The organism is Natrinema halophilum, from assembly GCF_013402815.2.
GTDB classification, from domain to species: domain Archaea; phylum Halobacteriota; class Halobacteria; order Halobacteriales; family Natrialbaceae; genus Natrinema; species Natrinema halophilum.
Window position 1 is genome coordinate 1,447,371 of the sequence record NZ_CP058601.1, and the last position, 23,601, is coordinate 1,470,971.

Sequence of the window (23,601 nt, forward strand, 5' to 3'; positions counted from 1 at the left end):
CGCTTGCGCTGCCGATACAAACCGTTTCGGCTCGAGAGACCTCACAGCGACGAGATAGCGGCTGGCGTCAGGAGAGCGATCGGTCCATCCAGCCGGATTCGAGCGACGACCGGCATTACGTGCGAACAGTCAGTCGATCGCGATCGTTTGCGGGAAGCTATTAATCCCCCAGCGATTGCAGGCCGCGAAGCAACCTGTGGCGATGCTGTGATCATCCAGCGAATGCGAATAACCGAGCGGTTGTCGTTGGCGACTGCGCGTAATCGACAGCAAGGGTCCGACGGCCGCGGCCGAAGCGAAGAGACGGCCAGTGCCGACGGGCCGACCTGTCCCGGTTCGTTGATCGTCGTCTCGAACCGGCAACCGTATCGCCACGAATACGAAGACGAATCCACATCGGACGCCGCATCTCGTCGTTCTGGTGGCGGTGGAGGTCCGCCGACGGAAGCAGACGGCGGAATCCATGCGAAACCCAACGAACGGTCCATTACGGTCGACGAACCGACCGGGGGCTTGACCGCCGGCCTCGATCCGGTCGTGAAGAAAACGGACGGTACCTGGATCGCCTGGGGAGACGGCGACGCGGATTTCGAAGTCACCGACGAAGAGAACTGCGTCGCCGTCCCGCCCGACGAAGAAGCCTATACGCTCCGCCGACTCGACCTCTCGGAGGAGGCGGTCGACTCGTACTACTACGGATTCAGTAACCGCGTACTCTGGCCGCTCTGTCACGGCTTCCCCGATCTGATAGCGGATCGACCGACCGACTTCGACTGGTATCGAACGGTCAACGAGCAGTTCGCCGACGCAGTCGGCGACCACGCAGACGACGACTCGGTGATCTGGCTGCAAGACTACCACCTCGCGCTCGCCCCGCGGATGATCCGCGATTCGGTGCCGGCCACCGCGACCGTTGCCCACTTCTGGCACATTCCCTGGCCGTCGCCCGCGACCTTTCGGCACTGTCCCGCCGGTAATCGCATCCTCGAGGGGCTGGTCGGCAACGATCTGCTGGGGTTTCACGTCGGAACGTACGCCGATCGTTTCCTGAACTGCGTCGATCGGTACCTCTCCGGTGCTACCGTCGACCGTGCACGCAGGACAATTCGGTACGACGGAGGGATGACTCGCATCGTCGCGACCCCGATGGGCGTGGATGCGGCGGCGTACGACCGGGACGCGCGATCGGCCAGCGTCGACCGGCTGTCGTCGTTGTTCGACACGTACGGTATCCCGGAAACCACCGCGATCGGGCTCGGACTCGATCGCCTCGATTACACGAAGGGGATTCCGGAACGGTTGCTGGCGATCGAGCGGTTCTTCGAGCAACACCCTGACTGGCTCGGTGCGTTTACCTTCGTGCAGAAGGCCACTCCCTCGCGAACGGATATCGAAGCCTACGAGCAGTACGGTGAGCACGTTCGCAGCGAGGTAACGCGGATCAATCGACGATTCGAGACCGCCGACTGGCAGCCGATCGTCTATACCGAAGACGTCCTGCCGCGGGAGGATCTCTGTGCGCTCTATCGGCACGCGGACGTGATGGTGGTGAGCCCGTTGGTCGACGGGATGAATCTGGTCGCACAGGAATACGTCGCCGCGAGCGTCGACAGCGATAGCGCGTTACTGCTTTCCGATCGGACCGGCGCACACGAGCGACTCGGTTCGCACGCCCTGACGATCGATCCGACCGATACCGACGGGTTCGCACACCAACTCGAGCGCGCGCTTTCCATGTCGCAGTACGAACGCAGTCGGCGGATGAACACGCTTCGCCAGCGCGTCTTCAACGGCGATATCGAGTCCTGGATGGATACGCAGTTCGATTGGATTCGCCGTATCCACGAGAACGCTCACGAAACCACGTCGAGAACCGACCCCGAATCCGATTCGAGAGAGCCAACCCAGCCAGTGTAGACGATGACGGAGACGAAATCTCCGCCGCAGCCGGTCGACGAGCGGTTGCCGGATATTCGTGCAACCCTCGAGCGCGCCGCCGGCGCGCTCGTCTGCCTCGATTTCGACGGGACGCTCGCCCCGATCGTCGATAATCCGGACGCTGCAGCACCGTTGGAGCCGAATCGAACGGCGGTAGTCAGTCTCGAACGAGCCCCCGGGATAACGACTGCGGTCGTCAGCGGCCGTGCCCTTGCCGACGTTCGAGAACGCGTCGACGGCCCGTCGGTTTACGCCGGCAATCACGGGCTCGAACTTGCACGCAACGGAGCGGTCGCCGTCCATCCTGTCGCTCGGAAACGGGCCGACCGGATCCAGCGCGTCTGCTCGGTCCTCGAAACCGCCCTCGCGACCGTTCCGAACTGCCGGATCGAGAACAAGCGCCTGACTGGGACAGTTCACGTCAGATCCGTTCCACCGGCTGTCGAACCCGTCGTTCGACGGGTTACGCGCGAGGTCGTCGACCGATTCGGCGGCGACGCCCTCGAGATCTCGACCGGCAAACGAATACTCGAAATCGGTCCGGATGTGCCGTGGGGAAAAGGCAACGCCGTCGAACTGATCGCTGCAGACGAACCGCCGCAGACGGCCGTCGTATACGTAGGAGACGACGTCACCGACGAATCAGCATTTCGAGCCGTCGAACCGAACGGAATCGGAATCCGCGTCGGCGATGACGAACCCTCGAGGGCGTCCTGTCGTGTCGAATCGCCTGCGGAGGTCGCATCGGTGTTGTCGTGGCTCTGCTCGACCGGGGCCGACCTACTCGGCCGATCCGGCCCCACCGTCGAACCAGCCGCCGACCCGTCGTCAACGACGCGCGGATAACGACCTTTGGTTCCTCTCGAAGCCGTCGCCGTCGGTCCTCTCCAATCGAGAGGCGACCGAAGCCGTCCGTCGCGGCGTGAACCGCCATACTGTCTCCGCTCGATCCGAACCGAATCGGTCGTTCGTCCACGATGGGACGAAACCGATGAAAATTTCCGTTAGAAATAACCTGGCTCGAGCCGAAAGTATTAGTTACCACTGGAAATATAGTCCGGTACGAGAGTGAACCATTGTGAAACTCCGCCAACCAACTGACTTCCTGATCCTCGAGGCACTCGAGGACAAAGGACGAAACGTCGCAACGAATCTAGCCGCACACACTGGAAAAAGCCGCAAGAATATCAACACGAGATTACCGGTCCTCGAGGACTACGGACTCGTCAACAAAATCGGGCCCGCTGAGCGGTCCGGTCTCTACGAGATTTCCTCGATGGGGAAAGCAGCGCTGGTCTACCGCGATCAGTACGACGAGGTCGACGACTTCGATTCGCTCATCGAGGGGCCCACAGCCAGTGCCGACCAAGAGGGAGAACCGCAGGCGAGTTTCGCCCGCGGCGAACCCGACGAAGACGACGACGAGTAGCGACTTATCTCGTTCGAGATTGCCTCGTCTTCGTCTCGACACGGTCAGGACCCAACCACCTGAACCGCGAATAGCCCCTGGTATTCGATCGGAGTGGCTCGGTTCTCGGCCGTTTTCTCAGGAGAACCCACTTCCGTGGTTTGCCAGCGCACGGCGAGCGCACGACGAAAATGAGAGGCTCAGTTTTCGCTCTCGGTCGGCCGCGGCCGGAATCGCCGTGCCACACCGTGATCGATCACCGTCGTAGTCGGGGTCCCACGCGTAAGAGCTCAGCATCGGCGTCGCGATCAGAGCACCGTCGTAGACGAACGCAACGCCGTGATCGTGCTTCAATCCGAGCGCGTGACCCGCCTCGTGGACGAGTACCTGAATCGTTCGCGCCGGCGTCGTGTTCGGAACGATGTCCCGATCACGGTCAGCGACGAGTTCTTCGAACGACTCGAGCGCGGCGATGTGCCGTGCTCCGCCAACGGACGCGATGCGTGGGATTCCAAATCCGGTCGGTGCAACTTTCATTTCACCGTCGGTCACCAGCAGATTGACGTCGGAGACCGGTTCGATATCGCGTCGACCGAGGGTGCCTTCCGCGACGGCCTTCGGCCACTCCCCGCGTTTCATGAGACGCGCGGCGTCCTCGGTCGAAACCGAAACGGTGCCGCCGACGGTGAACTCGAGCGACCAGAATTCGAAGTCGAGCATCCGCTCTAGGTAGTCGTGAATTCGGTCGGAGACTCCGTCGTAGGTCGACGCCTGTTCCGACAGCCAGATCCGTACCGAGAGGGTTTCTGGTGAGCGACGGGTCGTGTATGCAAGCGTCCCCAGCGAAATCGCCGATCCAACCGTTCCGAAGAACGCGCGACGGTTCACGAGCGTCGGTCTCGTGAGCGACCACCAGTTCCTGCGGGTGAACAGTGACACGCATTAGGTGACCCATACCCCGCACTGCCAGCTCGGGCCCAGTCTCGAACTTCCAATTCGCTGGTTCCGACTCATTGAACGGCCGAACCGACTACCCAGGAGGAGCACAGCGGGCGTCGACCACGCGAGCGCGTCCGTCTGAGACGCGAATTTCGATTCCAGATGGCAACTCCTCGAGTTCAGTCGGCGTGAGCAAAAGCAACGCACCGCCGTCGGTTTCGACCAGTCGCCGATCAGGTGCTCGCTGCCGAATGCAAAGCGTCCATTCGCCGGTTCGTTGACGTTCCGTGACCTGCCAGTCGGTGTAATACCGCCCGTCTGAACCCTCGAAGAGGGACTCGAACGGCAGCGCTACCACGGCTGCACCCTCCGCGACGGGTGGGCGAGAGCTCCTGTATTCCGAACGACCGTCGTCATTCCTCGTCGAAGGATCGACCGCCGCGTGCATCCGCTCGCGGGTTCACATAGCGCATCTTAAAGAAAACGTGACTCTCAAAATCGTGTGAACGTCGCGTCCGATTAGACGTGTCATCCCGAGTCTATCGACAGTCCCGTCAGTCGAACGGACGTTGACAACCGCTGACAGCGGTGCTCGACCCTTTTCGACCGCAGAGGCCAATCGGTACAGGTACTGCCGACTGGCTCGTGGCTAGTGACGGTTGACCTCGAAGAATTCGCCGAGAATCGACTTGAGACCCTTTCGCAAGTGCTGGTGCATCGTCGGTGGCGAGATATCCATCGCTTCGGCGATTTCTTCGCCCGTACTCTCTCGTGGCCAGTCGAAAAAGCCGCCATAATAAGCAAGTCGCAACGTCGTCAACTGACGGTCGGTAAGTCGATCCAGGATCCGATTCCTGCGTTCAGCCGCCGTCCGAACCGGTCGATCGACTTCCCGTCTGGCGACGAGTTCGGTGTTCTCGTAGATGAGCGTCAACGCTTCGGCAATCTCTCTGACGTCGGCATCCTGTGATACCTCGACCAGACAGGTACCGACACCGGTTTCGACTGATACGTCCCGAATCGTCGCCCCGTGATTCGCGAGCGTTCGAACTCCCGACTCCGAGAGACGCATCTCGATCGTACAGCTTTCTTCCCCATCGTGGATGAGTCGACACTCCTCGATAGAATCGTGCGCCATCGCCTCCTCGAGGACCGTGTCGCCGTCAAGTCCGTCGATCGTCACGTACTGAAACGTGCGTCCGTTCGCGGTTGTACCGGCCCATTCGAGGGAGCATGTACAGCCGTGCTTCTCGGACAGGTCGAACGAGAACGTATCACCCCCGTCGATCCGAAACTCGAGTTCGACTACCGTATCGGCAAAGAGTAATTGCCGGTTTTTGACGGCCATGATGGTGAACCCGATCGTTTCGCCGAGCAACCGGAATCCCGCCCGTTCGCGCTCGCTGAAGGCGTCGTCTCGACTCGCCAGAACAGTGAGAACCCCGTAGGTTGCATCTTCGTGGGTAATCGGGGCGGCGATCGCCGATCGGACGTCGTCCTCGTAGGCTGCTTCTTCGAGTGCGTCCGGTACCGTTTCGTCCTCGAGAATTCGATTCGCCGTTCGGATCTCGCCCGTCTGGGCCGCCCGTGCGACCGGCCGGTCGTGACAAATACCGAGTTCGCGGACGCGTTCGAGGTAGGTGTCGGCCTCGCCCGCACCGGTCCGATAGGAGAGGTTTCCGTCGCCGGTTCGTTCGGCGATCCACGAGGCACAGTACAGATCCGAGTCGACCAACTGCTCACAAACCTCACGCTCGATGGCGTCGCGGGCCGGTGCCTCGACGAGCGTCTCGATCACTTGTCTGACGACTGCATTGATCCGATTGAGCGTTTCGAGTTGATCCTGCCGCGAGCGAAGTTGCTGCTCGCGTCGGACTCGCTCGGTGATGTCTCGAGCGAGCCAGACGACCGCACGTCGACCCTGTATCCGTTCCTCGATCGGGACGACGCGGGCCTCGAATTGTCTGCAACCGTCCGCCGTGTTCGCCTCGTACTCGACGGACTGAACGCCGTCGGTCCGAATCGCGCGATCGACGCAGTTCTGTAAGTTCGCGGCGACCGGATCAGGGTAGACATCCTCGAGACTCGTTCCCAGGATGTCGTCGGCGGAGACCGAGGAGAGTTCCGCTGAATCGGGATGGACTTTTGCCTCGAGATATGTGCCGTCCTCGCTGATAACGAACGCTTCGTCGGGCAATCTGTTGGCGAGAATGCGGTGGTGGTCGCTTTCACCGACGGGCGACGGCTGAGAGTCTATCGTCGTGACGATACGATCGATCGGGTCCTCGTCGCGTTCCGTTGGAACGTATTCGGTCGCGTTAGCTCGGAGTGCAACGGTGGCGAGTCGCTCGCTTCCGTTATGTGGGGCGACGATCGTCGGAACAGCAGGAAGCGTGGCGTGGAGACGCCGAAGAATCGACTGTATTTCGCCGGGACAGTCGAGTTCGAGGACGACCGCTATCGGACGAACCGATCCCGGGCTACACTCGATTGCCGAGGACTCAGCGTCGATCAGGGTCGACTCGTCACCGTTCGGGCCCGCGTCGGATGGAAACTCGACGGGTCCGTCGATTTCGGTCTCGGTTTCGGTTCCGGTTTCGACTTCAGTCTCAGCCCCGGTTTCGACATCCTCTACGGCAGAGTCGAGGACGGCCCTGAATCCACCGGTTGCGGGAACTGTTCGAACGTCGCGGTCAGTAGCCTTGCGGAGTCGGGTTCGGAGACGACTCTGTTGCTCCCGATCGTCTGTCACGAGAATTATCGGTCTCGATCGATGTGCAGTTGTCATCCGTTGTACCATCTGTGTCACCGTCTCGAACCGGTCTGACACAGTGTGTCTTTCTAGCGGGATGGTACTACGGAATAAAAGTCTGCTGGTCGGCCAGTAATCGTCCGACATCACGGGGATAGCCCCCGTTTCGATTCTGCACTGCTACGTGCCGGCGTCGGTCAGAGTTCGTTCCGTTCTTCCAGTTCCTCGAGAAGATCGTCGACGAGGGACTCGACGTCCTCATAGGGGAAATCGCCGCCGGAGGTCTTGGTACTCAGTTCCATCGCAGTCATCGAAAAGTCGGCGGATTCGAATTTCGTCCCGGGACCGTCCGGAAGCGCTGGGACGAGTTCCATCTGTCCCGAAACTGGGTAATCCGCGTCTTCGAACGCCTCGATCAATTGCTCGCGGAGTTCGGCTGTATCTGCCATTGTGCTCCTCGATTCCACGTGTTAAACAAACAATAAATCCGTTATGGAGTGGTGAACCGCCTCGGGGTCAAGTGGTTCGAGAGACCTGCGGTCTCTCGTCATCACGAAACGGCTACGCCGTTTCGGGCGACCCCGAGGCACTCGGCCTGCTCCGCCTGTAGAATCCGGCTGGCCCTCCATTCCGTATCCAGTACAGTTAGAGCCGACGCATGAACTCCGGGAGAATGCCTCGCTCGCTCGACGTTCCGGTCGCAGCCGGCTCGGCACCCGACGGATCGATATCTCCCTGGGTGTGTGTATCCCCGGCCGCGTCCGCCGTTCCCCCGTCAGCACTCGCCGATCCGGGCGAACCAGCAGTGGCGCCAGTTGCAGTCGGGCCGGTCGCGTTCGATGAGACGTCCGCCGTGTCGCTTCCGACAGCTGCATCGGTGCCAGATTCGGCCTCGACGGCCGCTTCGAACGCCGCTTCGGATTCTGGGCCGAAGTAGTAGGGATCGTTCGGAGCGAGGTACTCCTGAAGTTGAACGTTCCCGTAGCCAGCCAGTGCGAGAGCGGGGACGAACAGCGGTTCGATCCCGAACAGCGTCGGCCCGGCCGTCAAAATGACGAGAAAAACCGATACCGGAGAATAACAAAAATAGGCGACGAGACGAAAGACGGGACCGACGTAAGCGTCGACGACGTACGCGTAAAGTCCGTACGCTCCGACCGCGAGCCCGAGATCGGCGTAGAGGCCGACCAGCAGACCGACGTCGCCGGCGACGAATCCGTGGATGTGGACCGCGATCGCGCCGGTCAACACCGTCGTTCGGTTGACGTATGTCTCGTCGAGCGCCATCCCGAAGACGAGGACCGCAATCTGTATCAGCGGTGCTGCGATCCACCACGGGAGGGAACTGAGGAAGACACCCGGATACACGTCGATTACACCAACTCGTCTGAGTGGATTCGGGCCGGTCCCTTTAACGTTCGTTCCGTTTCGAAACTCGATACGAACGACGACGAACATCCGCCGAGGCGGCGAAATCCTCGAGAAACGATGGCGACTCGCGTATCGATTCGACCCTTCGTTCGAGATCCGCCGGACGACCGTATGACATCCGTACTAGATCTCCGAAACAGTAATGAGTCAGCAGCGAACAGTGTCGGGACATGGCGAAAGATACCGTCAGGTACCCGGACGACGTGGTCGAACAGATCGACGCGCTCGTCGAAGACGGTATGTTCGAAAGCAAATCCGAATTTTATCGGTTTTCCGCGGAGTACGTCCTCACGCTGATCGATACGGACCACGAGGTGAAGACGTTCAACTTCGATGAAATCAAGTCCGAACTCGATATCAACCACCGCCAATACGCAGAATCGTTCGGTACCGACGGTGGAACCTTCTTTCTCGACGCCGTGATTACCGTCCGAAAACAGGGCCTGCGCGGAAATTACGAGGCCGCAGAGCGGTTTATCGATACCCACTACGACGCGTCCGACCAGGAGTGTATCATCCTGGAGGAACTGCTCGGAACGTACCGCAACGGCGAACTGTAACGGGTCAGTCACCCGACCCCTCAGAGGCGATCATATCACGTCGAACGGTTCACCGAGCGCCGCCAGAGTGACGTTGTCGCGGACGAGTCGTGCCGCTCGATCGGACGGCGTCGCGGTCGCCGGATCGTCGCTGGGTGGTTCGAAAGCGGATTCGTCACGCATCGGTCGATCAACGCCCGCGTCGGTTGCGACGGACTCGAGAAACGCCGTCCGCACCGTCTCGTTATCGAACAGTCCATGCAGATAGGTCCCCAGTACACGCCCGCAGGCTGCACTCGAGTCGCCAAGCGGTCGGTTCACGTCACCCACTGCCCGCGTCCGACCGGCGTGGATCTCGTAGCCAGTTGCTGCACCGGCCGCACCGGAAAGCAACGACGTGGCCGATCCGTCGACGGGAACCGTCGTTTGCTCGAGGTGTTTCTCGCCTTCGAATCGAGTTTCGACCGGAAGGAGGCCGAGACCCTCGACGATATCGTCGTCGCTCGTCCCTTCGAGTGCGGCGTTGGTGATCCGTTCGCCGAGCATCTGATACCCGCCGCAGATGCCAACGATCGGTCCGGCGAAGGCCGCGAGCGCATCGGCAAATCCGGCCTCGTGCATCGCCAGGAGATCGTCGACCGTATTTTTCGTGCCCGGCAGGACGACTGCATCGGCGTCGACGTCCTCGAGTGGGCTGCCGTGGCCGTTATCTCCAAGCGGGCTGCCGTGGCCGTTATCTCCAAGCGGGCTGCCGTGGCCGTCGTTGGCGTCCGCAGGGGAATCGTTGGTCGCGCAATCGGCGTTCCCGGTCCCGGCGTCGACCGGCACGTACACGATCGAGACGCCGGGTTCGGACGCCAGCGCCTCGAGGTCCGTCGCGTTCGATATTCTGGGGAGTCTGGGGACGGCGATCCGTATCCGTCGGCCCGGGGGAACCCCGTCGTCGTCACCGACGACGGCCCGCTCTTCGCTGCCGGGTAGGCTAACGCTGTCCTCTTCCGGGAGCCCGGGGTCGTCGTAGGGAAGCACGCCCAAGATTGGAACCCCTGTCCGTGATTCGATTTCGTCGATCCCGGGCTCAAGCAGGGAGGGATCGCCCCGGAATTTCGTGATGAGCGCGCCGACGATTCGATCGCGAATGGCATCGGGAACGAGTTCGATGGTGCCGTAGAGGCTGGCGAACGCCCCGCCGCGTTCGATGTCGGCCAACAGGAGAACGTCGGCGTCTGCAAATTCGGCTGTCTCGACGTTAGCGAGGTCGCGGTCGTGCAGATTGATCTCGCCGATGCCGCCCGCGCCCTCGGCGACGATCACCTCGTTGTCGGCCGCCAGCCGCCGGTGGGATTCCTCGGCGACCGCACGGGCTCGATCCCAGTGCTCCTCGTAGTACGCGCCGGCAGGCACGTGGTCGTGGGCCGCCCCCTGGAGTACCAGTTGACTTTCCCCGTTGCCGCGGGGCTTGAGCAGGACCGGGTTGCAATCGGTCGTCGGCGTCGTGCGGGCCGCTCGAGCCTGGACGAACTGGGAGACGCCGATCTCGCCCCATCGATCGTCGGATTTGTCGCTTGCAGCGTCGCCGGAACTGTCATCGGCATCGTCGGGCTGCCGGCCGTCGGTATCCGGCCGAACGACGACTCGAGCGTTGTTACTCATGTTCTGGCCCTTGAACGGGGCGACGTCGATCCCGCGGTCGGCGAGCAACCGACAGAGGCCGGCAGCGACCGTCGATTTGCCGACGTGGCTCGCAGTTCCGGCGACGAGGAGCGTTCTGGTCATCCGCGTTGGACTGTAGTGGTCGAGCCGACGGTATCGTCCTGTCGGTTCGGTGGCGCTCCGACGGTGGGCCGATGGACCGCGTCGTTGTGTTCTGCCATCACGGCAGCGACCCAACACAGGTACGCAGGTCGGGTTCGGTCTGCCAGACGCAGTCGGTTCGCATCCGCGAGCGTGTCGAAATTCCCGACCGGAATCTCAGTCGACGGCACTGGGAATCGCTAGTCCATCCGATAGCGGTTTTCCCAGCGCGCTCCGGCGCGATTCGAGAGGATAGTACCGACACCGCCGAACGCAATTCCGGCGAGGCCGAGCGCGACGGCGAGTTCCACCGACGGCGGGGCGACGACGAAGCCAGCGACCAGCGTCGGCACGAGCGCGACGGCGACGCCGACCGTAAACGTCGCGAACCGAACGGCATCGAAGAGGAACTCGTTGGGGTCGAAGCCGGCGATGTAGACGGTAAGGCCGTAGTAGTACAGGGCATAGCCGGCTAACAGCAGCGCCCCTGCGAGGGCATCGACGACCGTCGCGTCGAACCAGACGACAGCCGCAAGGTACGGCGCCGCAGCCGTCGGTGCGCCGACGAGAACGAACGCGATCCGCTTCGCCCGAAAGACAGCCTCGATAGAAACGGGGTACGCGAGGTAGTCCTCGAGCGAGTCGAACTGCGTGAGCCAGTTGTAGGTCGTAAAGGCCGAGAGACCGAGGACACCGCCGAAGAAGATCCCCGGCGCGGGCGCAATGCCGGTGATCGAATCGACGACGCCGACGAGCGCGGCTACGAGCGCTAGCAGGATCGTCGACGAAACGAACGGCTTCCAGACCCCGCCGGAGGAGCGTGCGAGATCGAGCAGCGTCTTCGTCACCAGGGGTGCGTGATCGGTGGGGACCGTTCCGCAAAGACGGGCGAATCGGTCGGCCGAGGTGCGCGACGGGCGGCCGTAGGTCGGGTCGTAGGCCGCAAGCGACGTGGCCGCGACGACGATGGTTGCCGAACTCAGCACCAGGACGGAACTCGCGGACCCACGAATCGGCACGAGAACGGACCGGATAGCCTCGAATCCGCCGATCGTCCAGCCGCCGACGATACCGAGTCCGACTGTCAGCGCGATCGCCCACGGTGGCACGCCGCGCGTTCGAGCGGCGATCGCCGCGTCCGTGACCGCCATTCCGGCCGCGAAAACGAGGTAAAGCGAGAGCCAGAGCTCCGCAATCGCGAGCGGCATCCGAACCGATACCCCCTCGAGAGGCACACTCGACAGCGCCATCGGTAGGACGAACGCAACGCCGTAGAATAGCGCGTCTTTCAGGAGGAACGCGCCCAACAAGCGTCGCCGCGAGAGCGGCAGCGTCGTCGACGACGAGAGGAGCAGCGACAACCGGCCGAACACGTTCTCGAGCATGTCCGAGCCCGCGAACCCGGCAGTCCCGCTGTAGAGACCGAAGCCGAACGCGAGCGCGTGTAGACCGCCAATTACCGTTCTCGGCGTGGAACCGGTCTCGACGAGCGCGATGGACGCGCTCACCGCGAGAGCGGCGATCACGAACGGGAATAGAGCGAACCGCCAGCCGCCGAATAGCTGCGTGTGGAGTCGCCATTCCTCGCGGAAGAGAATCACGAGTAACCGTCTCGTGGGCAGACCCGATCGCGATCGTTCCGGGCCAGCAGCCCGTGTCGGGTCCGTAGAACCCGTTCCGGTCATTGTGCGCCCGTCCGTTCGAGTGTCGGGACGTCCCTCGTGTCTTCGTCCTCGACGCGCTCGAGGAAAATCTCGAGCAACGATTCGTCGCCCTCGCTGCCGTCCCGAGCGTCGCCGGTCAACGATCGTTCGGTCACGAGGCGACCGTCGGCAACGATCCCCACGCGAGTACAGATCGCTTCTGCGACGTCGATGTTGTGCGTCGAGACGAAAACGGCGTTGTCGCCGGCCGCGTAGGAGACGAGAAACTGCTTGACCTGTTCCTGGACGAGTGGATCGAGATTCGCGAGCGGTTCGTCGATGAAGACCACGGCAGGCTCGTGGATGAACGCCTGGGTGATCATCACCTTCTGTTGCTGGCCTCGCGAGAGGTCGGTGTGTAACGTATCGAGTTTACTCTCGAACCCGAGCCGGGCTGCCCAGGCGTCGGTCTGCGTTTCGACCCGCTTCGGCGAGAGATTCCGAACTTCGCCGACGAATTCGAAATACTCTCGCGGCGTGAGAAAACTCGGCGGCATCCCCTGTTCCGGCAGGATACCGACCCGGCGGCGCGTCTCGATCGGCTCCGCGACGGGATCGGTGTCGAGAACTGACACGTCACCGGAATCAGGATTGATCTGGCCGGTCAGTATCCGTATCGTCGTGGTCTTTCCTGCACCGTTCGGCCCGAGAAAGCCGTACAGTTCCCCGCGCTCGACGGTGAAACTCATATCGGCGACCGCCTCCACGGATCCGTAGGACTTTCGCAGTGCGTCTACCCGAATTGCACCCATTGAACATCGAGCTATTATCAGGAATTCATAATAGCTGTACTGGGAGAAAAACAGCGTCGGTGGCATGGCTGCGTCCGGTGAGCGGTCGTTCGCTGAGCGAGCCGATCAAAACTCGGTCCCGCGTCGCGCCCGCTGGCCGTCGTCGATCGGATGTTTCACCTTCCGGACGTTCGTGATGAGGTCGGCGCGTTCGGCGAGATACGCCGGTTCGGTGTGGCTTCCCGACAGCACCATCTCGAGGTTGGCTGGCTTTGCGTCGATCAGGTCGTGGACGTCGGACTCCGAAAGGAGGCCACGATCCGCGGCGTAGAGGATCTCATCGAGGATCAGCATGTGCATTCCCGAGTCGGGATCCGCGTCGAGGGCGATCGGTTCGCCGAGGTCTGCGTCGTCGGCCGCCCCGAGGAGTTCGTGAGCGCGCTCGAGGCCGGCCTGAGCCTCGGCTTCGTGGTCGCTTTCGTCGCTCCCATCGGCCATCCCGTGCCAGCCGTAGTGGCCGAGATTCTCGTAGCTGATTCCCGGCATCGCGGCGATAGCGTTGTATTCGCCGCGAACCGCCTCGACGCTCGAGGCCCCGCCTTTCATGAACTGGAGCATGTGAACGCGGTAGCCGTGGCCCGCAGCCCGAACGCCCATACCCAACGTGGCGGTCGTCTTTCCTTTTCCGTCGCCCCACCATACCTGGACGAGGCCGAACGCTTCCGGTGCGGCCGGTTCGATGCGCTCCGGTTCCGGCGTCCGCCCCTGTCCCGGCGTGTTCTCGATCGGTGCGTCGTCGGCCCGGTCGTCGCTCATACGCACCCGGTTGGCCCGACGGCACATGTAGTTGTCCACGATCGATCCGTCGCGGAGCGGGAACGTCCCCAACCAAACGTGTCTTTAGGCCTCGCTCCCAACCCGCGTTCAGCGCATGACACTCGAGTTCTCCTCGTCGGACGATGCTCCCACGTTCGAGGGCGTGATCGCCGCACTCGACGACGGTACGTGCCGGGAGATCATCGCCGTGCTCGAGGAGCCGATGACGGTCCACGAAGTCGCCGACGCGACCGACCGGCCGCTTTCGACGACCTACCGCAAACTCGATTCCCTGACGACGGCTGGTCTTGTAGAAGAAACCGTCGGCGTCCGTCAGGGACGTCACCAGAAGTCCCGGTACGTCGCCAACCTGAACCGAATCTCCATCGACCTCGACGACGACAACGAACTACGCGTCGACGTGGATCTGTCTGCGGAACTCGGATTCTGGTCTAACGTCACCCGAGAGTTCTGACCGTATCCCCGCGTCTTCGAAGAGATCACCGACGGACAACACGCAACACCGACCACTACTCGGGCTACCGCTCTGGTAACCCCGAGCGAAATCGTCCTGGCGCGGTGAGTACTCCCGTCACGTTCGAAGAATCGAGCACTGAAACACACTCGGTGAGGTCGCTCGAGGAGGACGACTCGTAACGGAATTGATCGGTGCTGGCCCCGCACCCGTGGACGGTAACGGACTATCGGAGCGGTGGTGGACGACGTTCGAACCGGTTCGGTCGGGCTCCGGTTTTTTCTCTCAGTACGGTGGAGTGACGACCGATGTCCGAACGCATTCTCGTTCCAATCGACGGCTCACCCCTCTCACAGCTGGCCCTCGAAACGGCACTCGAAGAGCACCCCGAGGCGGAAATCGTCGCGTTGCACGTCATCGATCCGTTCGAACCGGGGTATAGCGTGTACGACGTTCCGTACGACGGTGAGACCGAACCGATCCACGGTTCCGACGAGTGGTACGAACGCGCAGACGAACTCGCCACCGACCTTCTGGCGGACGCACGGGACCTCGCCGCGGAGTACGAGACGGAACTCTCGCTCGAGACGGTCACCGGAAACCCGAGCAAGGAAATCGTCGAGTACGCGACGGACAACGACGTCGATCAGATCATCATGGGCAGTCACGGTCGCGAGGAGGACGCTCGCATTCTGCTCGGGAGCGTAACCGAGGCTGTCGCGTTCCGTGCACCGATTCGCGTCAGTCTCATTCGGTGACGGGACTCGGTTATGGGGCCGCTACGAACTGACTCGCCGTGTGATGGCTCGCGTCGAAAAACGATCCGGGTACCCGATACTCCCGCGATTCGCGAGTTTATCCAGCAGCCGCACACGACCTCCCAGAGCACGCGGTCGATCCGACCGTATTCGAGGCCGCTATTCGTTCGACGGAAACGCTTCGATCGTACCTGATCGGAAACCGGGAGGAGGAGTGCCGCCGGCGGCCCTTGCCGATAGCCTACGGTGGGTCGGTCCGATCGACGATATCTGAATCCGTCGGTCCCTGCCCGTCGAACCGCTCGACGAACGCGTCGAGCTGGGTCGGATCCGTCACGGCCGGAAGCTGCCGATCTGCCGTGGAACAGTCGGCGTCGACGCCGAGTCGATCACAGACGAGGTCCGCCGTCGCTTCGGCCATCTTCCGGTACGTGGTCAATTTCCCGCCGACGATGCTACAACAGTTCGCGAGTCCGTCGTCGGCGTGGTCGAGCAGGTGAAAGCCGCGGGAAATTCCGCGCCCGCCACGAGCGGCTTCGTCGGGTTCGTACAACGGTCGGACACCCCACCACGTCCGCACGCGGTCGGCGTCGGCGACCGGCGGGAGCATCGCTGCACACTCCTCGATCGTACGCTCGACCTCCCAGTTCGCCCGTTCGTAGTCGTCCGGGTCCTCGACGGCGACGCTCGTCGTCCCGAGGACGACTTCGCCGTCGTGAGGGACGATGATATCTCCGTCCGCGGGTTCGCGACACCGGTTGAGAACCGGTCCGAGGCCATCGTAGGCAACCGAGACCATGACGCCGCGGGTCGGCCGCATCGCGACCGAGACGCCGGCCATGTCCGCGATGCGGCCGGCATGGGGTCCGGTCGCGTTAACGACGTAGCGCGGGCGAACGGTCCGGTCGACCTCGCCCCCGAGCGCAACGCTCGCGATCCGATCATCCTCGCGAGTCATCGACCTGACCGGTGCGTGCGTCCGAATCCGGCCGCCGTGTTCGCTCACGTCCGCTGCGTTTGCCGCGACCAACCGCGACGGAACGACCACGCCGTCCGGAACCCACATCGCTCGCTCGAGATCGTCGGTGACGTCAGGTATCGTCTCGCGAACTGCGCCAGCGTCGACGACTTCAGTCGAAATCCCAGCGTCGTCACACGCGCGTCGCTTCGCCTCGAAGTACGCCGGGTCGTCGGCAGCCAACTGAACGAAGAGCCCTCGCGTCTCTCTGATACACGCTCCCGCGATTCGTCGCAGGGTGTGACTCTCCTCGAGACACGCACGAGCCTCCGGACCGTCGGCTTCGGCGTAGCGAGCGCCGCTGTGAAGCAGACCGTGTGAGCGGCCCGATGCGCCCGCGGCAAGCCCGTCGCGTTCGACGAGCGTCACGTCGACGCCTCGGAGCGCGAGGTCGCGTGCGATCCCCGCTCCCGTTGCACCGCCGCCGATCACGAGGACGTCAATGGAACTGTCCATAATCTCACGAGGGCAGCCGGCCGGACATAGGTTTACCCCGCTATCGCTCGGTCCTCGTTGCTATCACTCGTCACGACCGCGATTGACTGTCAGAAAGAGAGCATTGTGCGATCTGAACGGTCGATACGCCGCGACTCGAAGCGGACCCGGCGGGTGCTACGGGCTGTAATCTGGGGACTGCGAGTCAATCGTTTCCGAGACGTTTTCGAGTTCCTCACCGATAGTCGCGACCAGATCGTCGAGCGTGGCTATTCCCGTCAGCTCGCCGTCGTCATCCACGATCGGGAAGCGACGGACGTTGTGTTCTTTGATCGTCCGAGACCGGGATCGGATCGTCGTCTTCGTGGACAGTCGACGGATCCTCGGTCAGTTCCTCCTCGACCGACACCGACTCGACCGACACCGACTCGACCGACACCGACTCGACCGACACCGACTCGACCGACACCGACTCGACCGACACCGACTCGACGTCGTCGTGTTCGTGTATCGTGTGCGCGACGTCACGGTCGGTGATTATCCCGACGGGATCGTCGCCCTCCGTGACGACGATCGAACCGACGTTTTCCACGTCCAACCGCGTCGATAGTTCCTCGAGTTCGCGGTCTCATTCGGTGGTGACGACGTTCTCGGAGCCGAGCTTGTCCAGAGACACGTTTACGAGGATCACAACCGGGCCGGTATTCAAGTCGAATCTTTCGAGTGAACGCAAGTTAGCTGCGCTACTGATCAGCGGCGACCTTTTCCCGGAACTTCTCCCGGACCTTCTCGACTTTCGGGGCAGCGTGCATCGTGCAGTACGCGTCGTTCGGATTCTTTTCGAAGTAGTCCTGATGCGTTTCTTCGGCGCGGTAAAACGTTTCGAGGGGCTCGAGTTCCGTCACTACGTCGTCGTCGTACTCGTCGTCAAGCGCGTCGAGGTAGGCTTCGGCACGTTCCCGCTGGGTCTCGTCGTGATACAGCACGATAGAGCGGTACTGGGTGCCCACGTCCGGCCCCTGTCTGTTCAGTTGGGTCGGGTCGTGCGTGGCGAAAAACACGGCCAGTAGTTCGTCGTATCCGATCACGTCCGGATCGTACTCCACCTGCACGACTTCTGCATGTCCCGTAGTCCCGGAGCAGACCTCACGATAGGACGGGTCCTCGGCATGTCCGCCTGCGTAACCGGACGTGACCGACGCGACGCCCTCGAGTTCTTTCATCGCTGCCTCGGTACACCAGAAACAGCCGCCGCCGAACGTGGCTCGTTCCATAGCGAACTGTAGGACATCCTCGAGCAAAGATGTGACGGGAAGAGACGCTCGCTCGTCGGCTCCATCTTCAGCCTTTCAATTCGCAGCAGGTCCGAAAAGATTTGAACGTGGCCGCGAAACGCCGGGACATGTCCTGGGAAACAGTTCGACTCGAATGGGAGGGAGACGTCGCAACGCTAACCGTCGACCGACCCGACGCACTCAACGCGTTGAACGTCGCGACGCTCGAGGCGATGGGCGAAGCGATCGAGGAGGCGGCGACCGACGGCGCTCGCGCGCTCGTTCTGACGGGGGCCGGCGATTCGTTCATCGCCGGTGCAGACATCAAGTATATGCGGGACCTCTCCGCGGAAGCGGCACAGGAATGGGGGGAACTCGGCCACGACGTCACCGACGCGCTCGAGGCGTTCCCCGCCCCGACGATCGCCGCTGTCAACGGATACGCGTTCGGTGGCGGCTGTGAGATGGCGCTGGCCTGTGACCTGCGGGTCGCGAGCGAGTCAGCGTTGATCGGCAACACCGAAATCGATCTGGGGATCATCCCCGGTTGGGGCGCCACCCAGCGGCTGCCGCGTCTCGTCGGCGACGAAACCGCGCGTCGGATGATCTTCTTCGGCGACCGTCTCGACGCCGACTCCGCTGCTGAGGCGGGTCTGTTCGGCGAGGTCGTTCCCGACGATGAGCTCACAGACGTCGCCGCCGAACTGGCCGATCGAATCGCTGCGAAGCCGGCATTCGCGATGCAAACCGCCAAACAGGCGATCAATCAGGGATACGAAGGAGGGCAGGCGAGCGGACTCGAATACGAGAAACGCGCCTTCGCGAGCCTCTTCGGGACGCACGATCAGCGCGAAGGAATGGCGGCATTCGTCGAGGACCGAGAGCCGGAGTTCGAATAACGAACACCCTGCTACGCGGTTCCTCCAGATCGTCTACCGGCCCTCGACGCACCAGGTGAGCAAGACTCCCCCGTCGAGCCGATCGAATTCTTCGAGTTCGAGCATCGGAAACTCGGCGACGAACCCCTCGCCGTCTGCGAGCGTCGGTGCGTCGCGGCCGCCGACTATTTTCGGACCGACGAACGTGCGTAGCTCGTCGACCAGGCCGGCCTCGAAAAGGGAGAAAATGAGTTCTCCGCCCCCTTCGACCATGATTTGCTCGAGGCCCTGTTCCTGCAGCGTCGCGAACGCGCCCAGGAGGTCGACCCGATCGTCTCCCGCCGTAAGTAACTGGGCGCGGTCGGCGAGGTCCGCACGGCGTTCGACCGGCGCGTTCTCGCTCAAGCAGACATAGGTCGTCGCCGCGTCGTCGAGGATCGCGGCATCCATCGGCGTCCGACCGTTCGAATCGACGACCACCCGTGCGGGATTCGCCGATCGTCCGTTCTCGCGGCGTCGGTCACGTAGTTGCTCGTCTTTGACCGTGAGATGCGGATCGTCTGCGAGGACGGTTCCGACACCGACGACGACGGCGTCGCTGTCGGCCCGGAGACGATCAACCCGCGCGAAGTCTTCGTCGCCGCTAATCGCGAGTTGGTCGCGGCGGCGCGAGGAGAGCTTGCCGTCCGCGCTCACGGCTGCGTTGACGACGACGTACATATCCGTGCTGAGTCGTCGGCCCTAAAGAAACCCCGCATCTCGGCTCGGATGGCCCGAGGTCTTCGCCCCGAAATACTCGATGTGTCGGCCAGAATAATCGACTGCTCCGCCCAGAGCAGTCACCGACGCGTCTCTCGTCGCCGGATATATGTCACCATATAGGAACGGATATGGAACATATAAACGACTTATCCGGTCTTGCGGAATTATTTCAGAGCACACCGCGTGACGACCGATATCACCACGTTCGGCGACACGGTACCGTTCCATCACCGGCACATCACTCTCGAAAACCGGGGCAACGTTTGCATCGTCGGTGACATTCACGGCTGTCTTGATTCGCTCGAAGCGCTACTGGAGGTACTCGACCTCGCCGCGAACGACCTCGTCGTGTTCGTCGGCGACCGGAGGAGGCATGGACCGTAACGAACGGACTTCGGAGAGGGCGGAACTCGAGGCATCCGAGACGGAAGTCGACGAGAATCGATCGCGTCCACCCGACGAAACTCACGCTTCTGATACGGTCGTTGACGTGACGACTCTGATGCGGCTACCGACGCTGACGACTCTGATGCGGCTACCGACGCTGACGACTCTGATACCAGGGAGAACACTCACACTGGCCCCGGGGGCAGACCGTCCGACGAGAGCAGTGCCAATGGTGCAGCGGACGAGGGTACGGTCGCTACGGAGGGGTTAACACCGATACTGACGGCTCAATAGCACAATTAGCAGTGACTTAGTAGGTATCGTCGCTGTGTTCAGGTACGGGACCTACTACCCGAAATCATGAACGGATCAACCGGCGGTTACGACGATCAGTCCACCCGACAGCGACTGGCCGCGGCCACGCAGTATTCGAGCGATAAAACCGATCTCGAGTCGGTTGTCGTTCGCTACGAGGACAGGCCCAATCGATGCACGATTGTGCCGCGAGAGTGCCCCGAAGCCGAGCGGGTGACCACCTGGCTGACAGCAGACGCGCGAGCGTTCGTCGACCTGGAGGACGCGCGGTAGTCGAGTGCTGTGGTGCAATCGAGCGTCGTGCTGGGTCGACACCGTTCCCGCCGTGAACAGCGAAATATCGAAGCTCCCTCGAACAGTCGGGCGGACCTCGACGACGCCGAAGATATCCGCGGTGAAAGTGTCAGATTTGCCGCGGTCACCGTCGACGGCTCCGGTCCGAGCAACCCAGCCGTCGATCCGCTCTGTCACCGGTTTTCAGAGAAGCCGGTTCGGTAACCGCACTCCAAAACGAGGTCGCTCGACCGCACAAATCTATATATAGATATATTAGGGTACAGTTGTCGATGGAGAGTTACGAAATCGTGTATATCTAAAACCGTCAAAAACCGCCCTTCAGGAGATTATTCGGGGGATTCGAATATCTCTATAGACTAGTGGATTTATATTGTTGCAGTTGGAATCCGCTCGTATGGAGACGCGAAAGGTGCAGGTGACAGGTGGGTCGACGTTCACGGTCTCGCTTCCAAAAACGTGGGCAACCGAGAACGGCGTCAGTAGCGGAACGACCGTCGAATTCTACCCGGAAGGAGACGAACTTCTCCTGACTCCCGAACGTGAGACGCGTCGGGAGGAAGGTGCCCTCGACGTCTCGGGGCTCGAGGGAGAACAACTGGAGCGAGCCGTGATGACGATGTACGTAAGCGGCTTCGACATCATCAGACTGCAAGCCGGCCGGATCACGACCGAGCAACGCAGCGCGATCCGTACTGCGACCCAGCGTCTCATCGGCGTCGAGGTCCTCGAAGAAACCAGCGACAGCATGATCATTCAGGATCTGCTCGACTCGTCGGAGCTGTCGATTGTCAATGCCGTCACTCGAATGCGACTGATCGCTCAGTCGATGCTCGAGGACGCTGTGACCGCGTTGATCGAGAACGACGACGACATCGGATACGACGTCATCGAGCGCGACGACGACGTCGACCGCCTCTGGCTGGTTGTCTCCAGAATCTTCCGTGCCACGCTGCGCTCACCCCGAGCGATTGAAGAACTCGGCGTCTCCCGAGAGGACTGTTTCGACTTTCACTCGAGTGCCCGCCAACTCGAGCGGATCGCAGACCACGCGGTCAAGATCAGCGATATCGCCCTCAAACTCGATGAACTCCCCGCTAACGTCGCCGACGCCCTCCACGGACTTCACGCCGAAACAGCGACCGTCTTCGAGCAGTCGATGGATGCGCTGTTCGCCGACGACGCTGACGAAGCCGCCCGACTCGGTCACGAAGCTCTCGCAGCCGTCCTCGAGATCGACGAACACACGCGACAGATAGACGACATGCTCCGCGAGCTGGAACCCGCACAGGCCCAGTCGATCGGACTGATCGTCGACTCGCTGTCGCGAAGCGCAGACTACGGTGGCAACGTCGCCGAAACGGCGCTGCAAAAGGCCGCACCTCGACCGGGAACGGAACCCGAATAGTCAGGAAAACTAAATAGTTTCCGTTTTGACGGAAACTATGAACGGCGAGGGAGCAAGCAGACGCGCTGCACTCGGGCTTCTGGGGTGCGTGGCGTCATCGATCGCCGGTTGCCTGGCACGATCCGATTCCGATGATCCGAGCGGGTCCGACACCGGATCGACCGGGAGCGACGGGGCAGATACCTGCGTCAACGGCGGTTCCGACGGTACCGAAGTCGCGGCGTGGCCGACGCCTCAGTACGACGTCGCGAACACGGGCACTCCGGGTACCGGCGTCGGCCCGAAGAAATCCCCTGAACCGATCGGTTCCGCTACCGCGACGGACCGGGTTACTGCGAGTCCGGTAATCGTCGACGACATTCGTACGTCGGCAGCTGGGACAACACATTGTATGCGCTGTCGATCGCGGACGGCAGCCTCGAGTGGACGGTAGACACCGGTGGGAGTATCCTCTCACCGGCAGCCGTCGTCGACGGAACGGTGTTCGTCGGGAATGGCGACTCGTCTCTGTACGCACTCGACGCCGCAACCGGCGATCCGCACTGGACGACCGATCTTCCCGCCTCGGCCCGAACGAGTCCCGCGATAGTCGATGGGACCCATTACATCGGCTGTGGCGACGGTAACCTCTATGCGCTGTCGCCGACCGACGGGTCCGAACGCTGGACGTTCCGGGCGGCTGGGCCGGTCGGCGGAGGACCGACCGTCGTGGACGATACCGTTTACGTTCAAAGTCACGACGTCGCGAACGGGGATCGACGCTGGGAATCGAACGTCGGCCGCTTCGGCGGGTCCCCGACCGTCGCGGACGGGGTCCTCTACGTCGGTACCTGGGAGAAAGAACTCTACGCGCTCGACGGCTCGGACGGGTCGAAGCGCTGGAGCGACGACGCGGAAGACGCCATATCGGGATCAGTCGCGGTGGCCGATGGGGTGTTCGGATTCGGTGACGACTACGGTAATATCGTTGCGCTCGCGGAGCCGTAGCTCACAGGTATCGGGTACAAAACCGCGAACGAAGTCGCGTTATTCGACGAGAACGGCGTTTACCTGTCCGGTCTGACCGGGGCGAGACGTGACGCGAGCCTCACCTTCCGAGGTTTCGATGATGGCGCCTTTCGTGATGATGTTCCGTCGGACGTAGTTCGGATTGGCGTCGTTCTCGACGACGTCTTCGATGTCCGCCGTGATCGTCTCGCCGCCTTCGTTGACGCTCGCAACGTTCGTCGCGAGTGCGCGAGTCTTCGTCCCGTTGCCGCGAACGTCGACGGTTCGGAAGCGCGGTTCGCCGACCTGCGTCTCCGTCGGCAGACGACCGAGTTCGTCCTTTCGGCGCTTTCGAACGTTCTTCAGTCGACCTCCGGTTCGCTTTCGCGTAGAGCGTCCCTGATCTTGCATACCCGGTAAAAAACCGGGCGCATACTTGAATGCACTGCTCCGAAATTTTGTCGAGGGCGCAGCCAAGACGCGCGTACATCCACACTACTGCTCGAAAGCACTGGAACACGCGGCGGGTCTTCCAAGCTGTCGTTTACCCCGTCGACGA

24 protein-coding genes and 2 pseudogenes are annotated in these 23,601 nt (G+C 62.2%); 12 read left to right on the forward strand and 14 right to left on the reverse strand.

Going from position 1 to position 23,601, the window contains the following annotated elements; all coding sequences use genetic code 11:
• Positions 1-222: 222 nt before the first annotated feature.
• From HYG82_RS27770 to HYG82_RS27780, 3 genes are all read left to right on the forward strand, one after another.
• Entirely contained in the window at positions 223-1,917 is a 1,695-nt protein-coding gene (locus HYG82_RS27770; RefSeq protein WP_179264405.1) for an alpha,alpha-trehalose-phosphate synthase (UDP-forming), read from the forward strand.
• Between the two features lie 3 nt (positions 1,918-1,920).
• Complete coding sequence (gene otsB, locus HYG82_RS27775) at positions 1,921-2,784, forward strand: trehalose-phosphatase (RefSeq protein ID WP_179260333.1); 864 nt, start codon at positions 1,921-1,923, stop codon at positions 2,782-2,784.
• A 232-nt stretch (positions 2,785-3,016) separates the two neighbouring features.
• Positions 3,017-3,367, forward strand: a complete 351-nt coding sequence (locus tag HYG82_RS27780) for a winged helix-turn-helix domain-containing protein (RefSeq protein ID WP_179260334.1) — start codon at positions 3,017-3,019, stop codon at positions 3,365-3,367.
• A gap of 117 nt (positions 3,368-3,484) precedes the next feature.
• On the opposite strand, the gene HYG82_RS27785 is transcribed toward HYG82_RS27780, so the two are convergent.
• From HYG82_RS27785 to HYG82_RS27805, 5 genes are all read right to left on the reverse strand, one after another.
• The gene (locus HYG82_RS27785; protein WP_179260335.1) at positions 3,485-4,234 is read right to left on the reverse strand and encodes a peptidase M10A and M12B matrixin and adamalysin; all 750 of its coding nucleotides are present in this window, start codon (positions 4,232-4,234) and stop codon (positions 3,485-3,487) included.
• A 142-nt stretch (positions 4,235-4,376) separates the two neighbouring features.
• Positions 4,377-4,643, reverse strand: coding sequence for a hypothetical protein (locus tag HYG82_RS27790; RefSeq protein WP_179260336.1), 267 nt, complete (start codon positions 4,641-4,643; stop codon positions 4,377-4,379).
• Between the two features lie 291 nt (positions 4,644-4,934).
• The gene (locus HYG82_RS27795) at positions 4,935-7,073 is read right to left on the reverse strand and encodes a bacterio-opsin activator domain-containing protein (protein WP_179260337.1); all 2,139 of its coding nucleotides are present in this window, start codon (positions 7,071-7,073) and stop codon (positions 4,935-4,937) included.
• Positions 7,074-7,234: 161 nt separating this feature from the next.
• Complete coding sequence (locus tag HYG82_RS27800; RefSeq protein ID WP_179260338.1) at positions 7,235-7,486, reverse strand: MTH865 family protein; 252 nt, start codon at positions 7,484-7,486, stop codon at positions 7,235-7,237.
• A gap of 196 nt (positions 7,487-7,682) precedes the next feature.
• On the reverse strand, positions 7,683-8,495 hold the full coding sequence (locus HYG82_RS27805) for a hypothetical protein (protein ID WP_235217850.1): 813 nt from the start codon (positions 8,493-8,495) through the stop codon (positions 7,683-7,685).
• A 143-nt stretch (positions 8,496-8,638) separates the two neighbouring features.
• Between HYG82_RS27805 and HYG82_RS27810 the strand changes: the two genes are divergently transcribed.
• Positions 8,639-9,028 (forward strand): ribbon-helix-helix domain-containing protein, encoded by a 390-nt coding sequence (locus HYG82_RS27810; protein WP_179260339.1) that lies wholly within the window; start codon positions 8,639-8,641, stop codon positions 9,026-9,028.
• 30 nt (positions 9,029-9,058) lie between these two features.
• On the opposite strand, the gene HYG82_RS27815 is transcribed toward HYG82_RS27810, so the two are convergent.
• The 4 genes from HYG82_RS27815 to HYG82_RS27830 all read right to left on the reverse strand — a co-directional run bounded on the left by HYG82_RS27815 (position 9,059) and on the right by HYG82_RS27830 (position 14,051).
• A complete protein-coding gene (locus HYG82_RS27815; RefSeq protein ID WP_179260340.1) occupies positions 9,059-10,783 on the reverse strand; it encodes a cobyric acid synthase in 1,725 nt (574 codons plus the stop codon).
• A 218-nt stretch (positions 10,784-11,001) separates the two neighbouring features.
• The gene (locus HYG82_RS27820) at positions 11,002-12,486 is read right to left on the reverse strand and encodes a hypothetical protein (protein WP_179260341.1); all 1,485 of its coding nucleotides are present in this window, start codon (positions 12,484-12,486) and stop codon (positions 11,002-11,004) included.
• The gene (locus HYG82_RS27825) at positions 12,483-13,256 is read right to left on the reverse strand and encodes an ABC transporter ATP-binding protein (RefSeq protein ID WP_179260342.1); all 774 of its coding nucleotides are present in this window, start codon (positions 13,254-13,256) and stop codon (positions 12,483-12,485) included. Before HYG82_RS27825 ends, HYG82_RS27820 begins: the two co-directional genes overlap by 4 nt.
• A 105-nt stretch (positions 13,257-13,361) precedes the next feature.
• Positions 13,362-14,051 carry a cob(I)yrinic acid a,c-diamide adenosyltransferase gene (locus tag HYG82_RS27830; RefSeq protein ID WP_179260343.1) on the reverse strand — a complete coding sequence of 230 codons (690 nt, stop codon included), beginning with the start codon at positions 14,049-14,051 and terminating at the stop codon, positions 13,362-13,364.
• Between the two features lie 115 nt (positions 14,052-14,166).
• Between HYG82_RS27830 and HYG82_RS27835 the strand changes: the two genes are divergently transcribed.
• Together HYG82_RS27835 and HYG82_RS27840 are read left to right on the forward strand one after the other, a co-directional pair.
• A complete protein-coding gene (locus HYG82_RS27835) occupies positions 14,167-14,526 on the forward strand; it encodes a winged helix-turn-helix domain-containing protein (protein ID WP_179260344.1) in 360 nt (119 codons plus the stop codon).
• A gap of 308 nt (positions 14,527-14,834) precedes the next feature.
• Positions 14,835-15,284, forward strand: coding sequence for a universal stress protein (locus HYG82_RS27840; RefSeq protein WP_179260345.1), 450 nt, complete (start codon positions 14,835-14,837; stop codon positions 15,282-15,284).
• 241 nt (positions 15,285-15,525) lie between these two features.
• On the opposite strand, the gene HYG82_RS27845 is transcribed toward HYG82_RS27840, so the two are convergent.
• The 3 genes and pseudogenes from HYG82_RS27845 to msrA all read right to left on the reverse strand — a co-directional run bounded on the left by HYG82_RS27845 (position 15,526) and on the right by msrA (position 18,011).
• Complete coding sequence (locus tag HYG82_RS27845) at positions 15,526-16,758, reverse strand: FAD-dependent oxidoreductase (protein ID WP_179260346.1); 1,233 nt, start codon at positions 16,756-16,758, stop codon at positions 15,526-15,528.
• Between the two features lie 156 nt (positions 16,759-16,914).
• Positions 16,915-17,329 (reverse strand): annotated as a pseudogene (locus HYG82_RS27850) (CBS domain-containing protein).
• A gap of 151 nt (positions 17,330-17,480) precedes the next feature.
• Positions 17,481-18,011 (reverse strand): peptide-methionine (S)-S-oxide reductase MsrA, encoded by a 531-nt coding sequence (gene msrA / locus HYG82_RS27855; protein ID WP_179260347.1) that lies wholly within the window; start codon positions 18,009-18,011, stop codon positions 17,481-17,483.
• Between the two features lie 128 nt (positions 18,012-18,139).
• Here msrA and HYG82_RS27860 point away from each other — a divergent pair, with 128 nt between their 5' ends.
• Positions 18,140-18,910: an enoyl-CoA hydratase/isomerase family protein gene (locus HYG82_RS27860; RefSeq protein ID WP_179260348.1), complete on the forward strand. Its 771-nt coding sequence runs from the start codon at positions 18,140-18,142 to the stop codon at positions 18,908-18,910.
• A 33-nt stretch (positions 18,911-18,943) separates the two neighbouring features.
• On the opposite strand, the gene HYG82_RS27865 is transcribed toward HYG82_RS27860, so the two are convergent.
• Positions 18,944-19,609, reverse strand: a complete 666-nt coding sequence (locus tag HYG82_RS27865; protein WP_179260349.1) for a 2,5-diamino-6-(ribosylamino)-4(3H)-pyrimidinone 5'-phosphate reductase — start codon at positions 19,607-19,609, stop codon at positions 18,944-18,946.
• Between the two features lie 225 nt (positions 19,610-19,834).
• On the opposite strand from HYG82_RS27865, the gene HYG82_RS27870 reads away from it, so the two are divergent.
• The 5 genes and pseudogenes from HYG82_RS27870 (at position 19,835) to HYG82_RS44450 (ending at position 23,042) form a co-directional block, all read left to right on the forward strand.
• On the forward strand, positions 19,835-20,035 hold the full coding sequence (locus HYG82_RS27870) for a metallophosphoesterase (protein ID WP_179260350.1): 201 nt from the start codon (positions 19,835-19,837) through the stop codon (positions 20,033-20,035).
• A 363-nt stretch (positions 20,036-20,398) separates the two neighbouring features.
• On the forward strand, positions 20,399-20,626 hold the full coding sequence (locus HYG82_RS27875; protein ID WP_235217851.1) for a DUF7511 domain-containing protein: 228 nt from the start codon (positions 20,399-20,401) through the stop codon (positions 20,624-20,626).
• Positions 20,627-21,044: 418 nt separating this feature from the next.
• Entirely contained in the window at positions 21,045-22,055 is a 1,011-nt protein-coding gene (locus HYG82_RS27880; protein WP_179260352.1) for a phosphate uptake regulator PhoU, read from the forward strand.
• Positions 22,056-22,421: 366 nt separating this feature from the next.
• A pseudogene (locus HYG82_RS44445) lies at positions 22,422-22,784 on the forward strand (outer membrane protein assembly factor BamB family protein); the annotation flags it as partial.
• On the forward strand, positions 22,764-23,042 hold the full coding sequence (locus tag HYG82_RS44450; protein ID WP_343233112.1) for an outer membrane protein assembly factor BamB family protein: 279 nt from the start codon (positions 22,764-22,766) through the stop codon (positions 23,040-23,042). The pseudogene HYG82_RS44445 and the gene HYG82_RS44450, both read left to right, overlap by 21 nt.
• Before the next feature lie 39 nt (positions 23,043-23,081).
• Here HYG82_RS44450 and HYG82_RS27890 read toward each other — a convergent pair whose 3' ends face one another.
• Complete coding sequence (locus HYG82_RS27890; protein WP_179260354.1) at positions 23,082-23,453, reverse strand: 30S ribosomal protein S8e; 372 nt, start codon at positions 23,451-23,453, stop codon at positions 23,082-23,084.
• Positions 23,454-23,601: the final 148 nt, after the last annotated feature.

What these genes read in the sequence shown, in the direction of transcription:
- HYG82_RS27770 (WP_179264405.1), top strand. Translation starts at nt 223, where the DNA reads ATGCGAATAACCGAGCGGTTGTCGTTGGCGACTGCGCGTAATCGACAG.
- otsB (WP_179260333.1), top strand. Translation starts at nt 1,921, where the DNA reads ATGACGGAGACGAAATCTCCGCCGCAGCCGGTCGACGAGCGGTTGCCG.
- HYG82_RS27795 (WP_179260337.1), bottom strand. Translation starts at nt 7,073, where the DNA reads ATGACAACTGCACATCGATCGAGACCGATAATTCTCGTGACAGACGAT.
- HYG82_RS27800 (WP_179260338.1), bottom strand. Translation starts at nt 7,486, where the DNA reads ATGGCAGATACAGCCGAACTCCGCGAGCAATTGATCGAGGCGTTCGAA.
- HYG82_RS27805 (WP_235217850.1), bottom strand. Translation starts at nt 8,495, where the DNA reads ATGTTCGTCGTCGTTCGTATCGAGTTTCGAAACGGAACGAACGTTAAA.
- HYG82_RS27810 (WP_179260339.1), top strand. Translation starts at nt 8,639, where the DNA reads ATGGCGAAAGATACCGTCAGGTACCCGGACGACGTGGTCGAACAGATC.
- HYG82_RS27815 (WP_179260340.1), bottom strand. Translation starts at nt 10,783, where the DNA reads ATGACCAGAACGCTCCTCGTCGCCGGAACTGCGAGCCACGTCGGCAAA.
- HYG82_RS27820 (WP_179260341.1), bottom strand. Translation starts at nt 12,486, where the DNA reads ATGACCGGAACGGGTTCTACGGACCCGACACGGGCTGCTGGCCCGGAA.
- HYG82_RS27825 (WP_179260342.1), bottom strand. Translation starts at nt 13,256, where the DNA reads ATGGGTGCAATTCGGGTAGACGCACTGCGAAAGTCCTACGGATCCGTG.
- HYG82_RS27830 (WP_179260343.1), bottom strand. Translation starts at nt 14,051, where the DNA reads ATGAGCGACGACCGGGCCGACGACGCACCGATCGAGAACACGCCGGGA.
- HYG82_RS27835 (WP_179260344.1), top strand. Translation starts at nt 14,167, where the DNA reads ATGACACTCGAGTTCTCCTCGTCGGACGATGCTCCCACGTTCGAGGGC.
- HYG82_RS27840 (WP_179260345.1), top strand. Translation starts at nt 14,835, where the DNA reads ATGTCCGAACGCATTCTCGTTCCAATCGACGGCTCACCCCTCTCACAG.
- HYG82_RS27845 (WP_179260346.1), bottom strand. Translation starts at nt 16,758, where the DNA reads ATGGACAGTTCCATTGACGTCCTCGTGATCGGCGGCGGTGCAACGGGA.
- msrA (WP_179260347.1), bottom strand. Translation starts at nt 18,011, where the DNA reads ATGGAACGAGCCACGTTCGGCGGCGGCTGTTTCTGGTGTACCGAGGCA.
- HYG82_RS27860 (WP_179260348.1), top strand. Translation starts at nt 18,140, where the DNA reads ATGTCCTGGGAAACAGTTCGACTCGAATGGGAGGGAGACGTCGCAACG.
- HYG82_RS27865 (WP_179260349.1), bottom strand. Translation starts at nt 19,609, where the DNA reads ATGTACGTCGTCGTCAACGCAGCCGTGAGCGCGGACGGCAAGCTCTCC.
- HYG82_RS27875 (WP_235217851.1), top strand. Translation starts at nt 20,399, where the DNA reads ATGAACGGATCAACCGGCGGTTACGACGATCAGTCCACCCGACAGCGA.
- HYG82_RS27880 (WP_179260352.1), top strand. Translation starts at nt 21,045, where the DNA reads ATGGAGACGCGAAAGGTGCAGGTGACAGGTGGGTCGACGTTCACGGTC.
- HYG82_RS27890 (WP_179260354.1), bottom strand. Translation starts at nt 23,453, where the DNA reads ATGCAAGATCAGGGACGCTCTACGCGAAAGCGAACCGGAGGTCGACTG.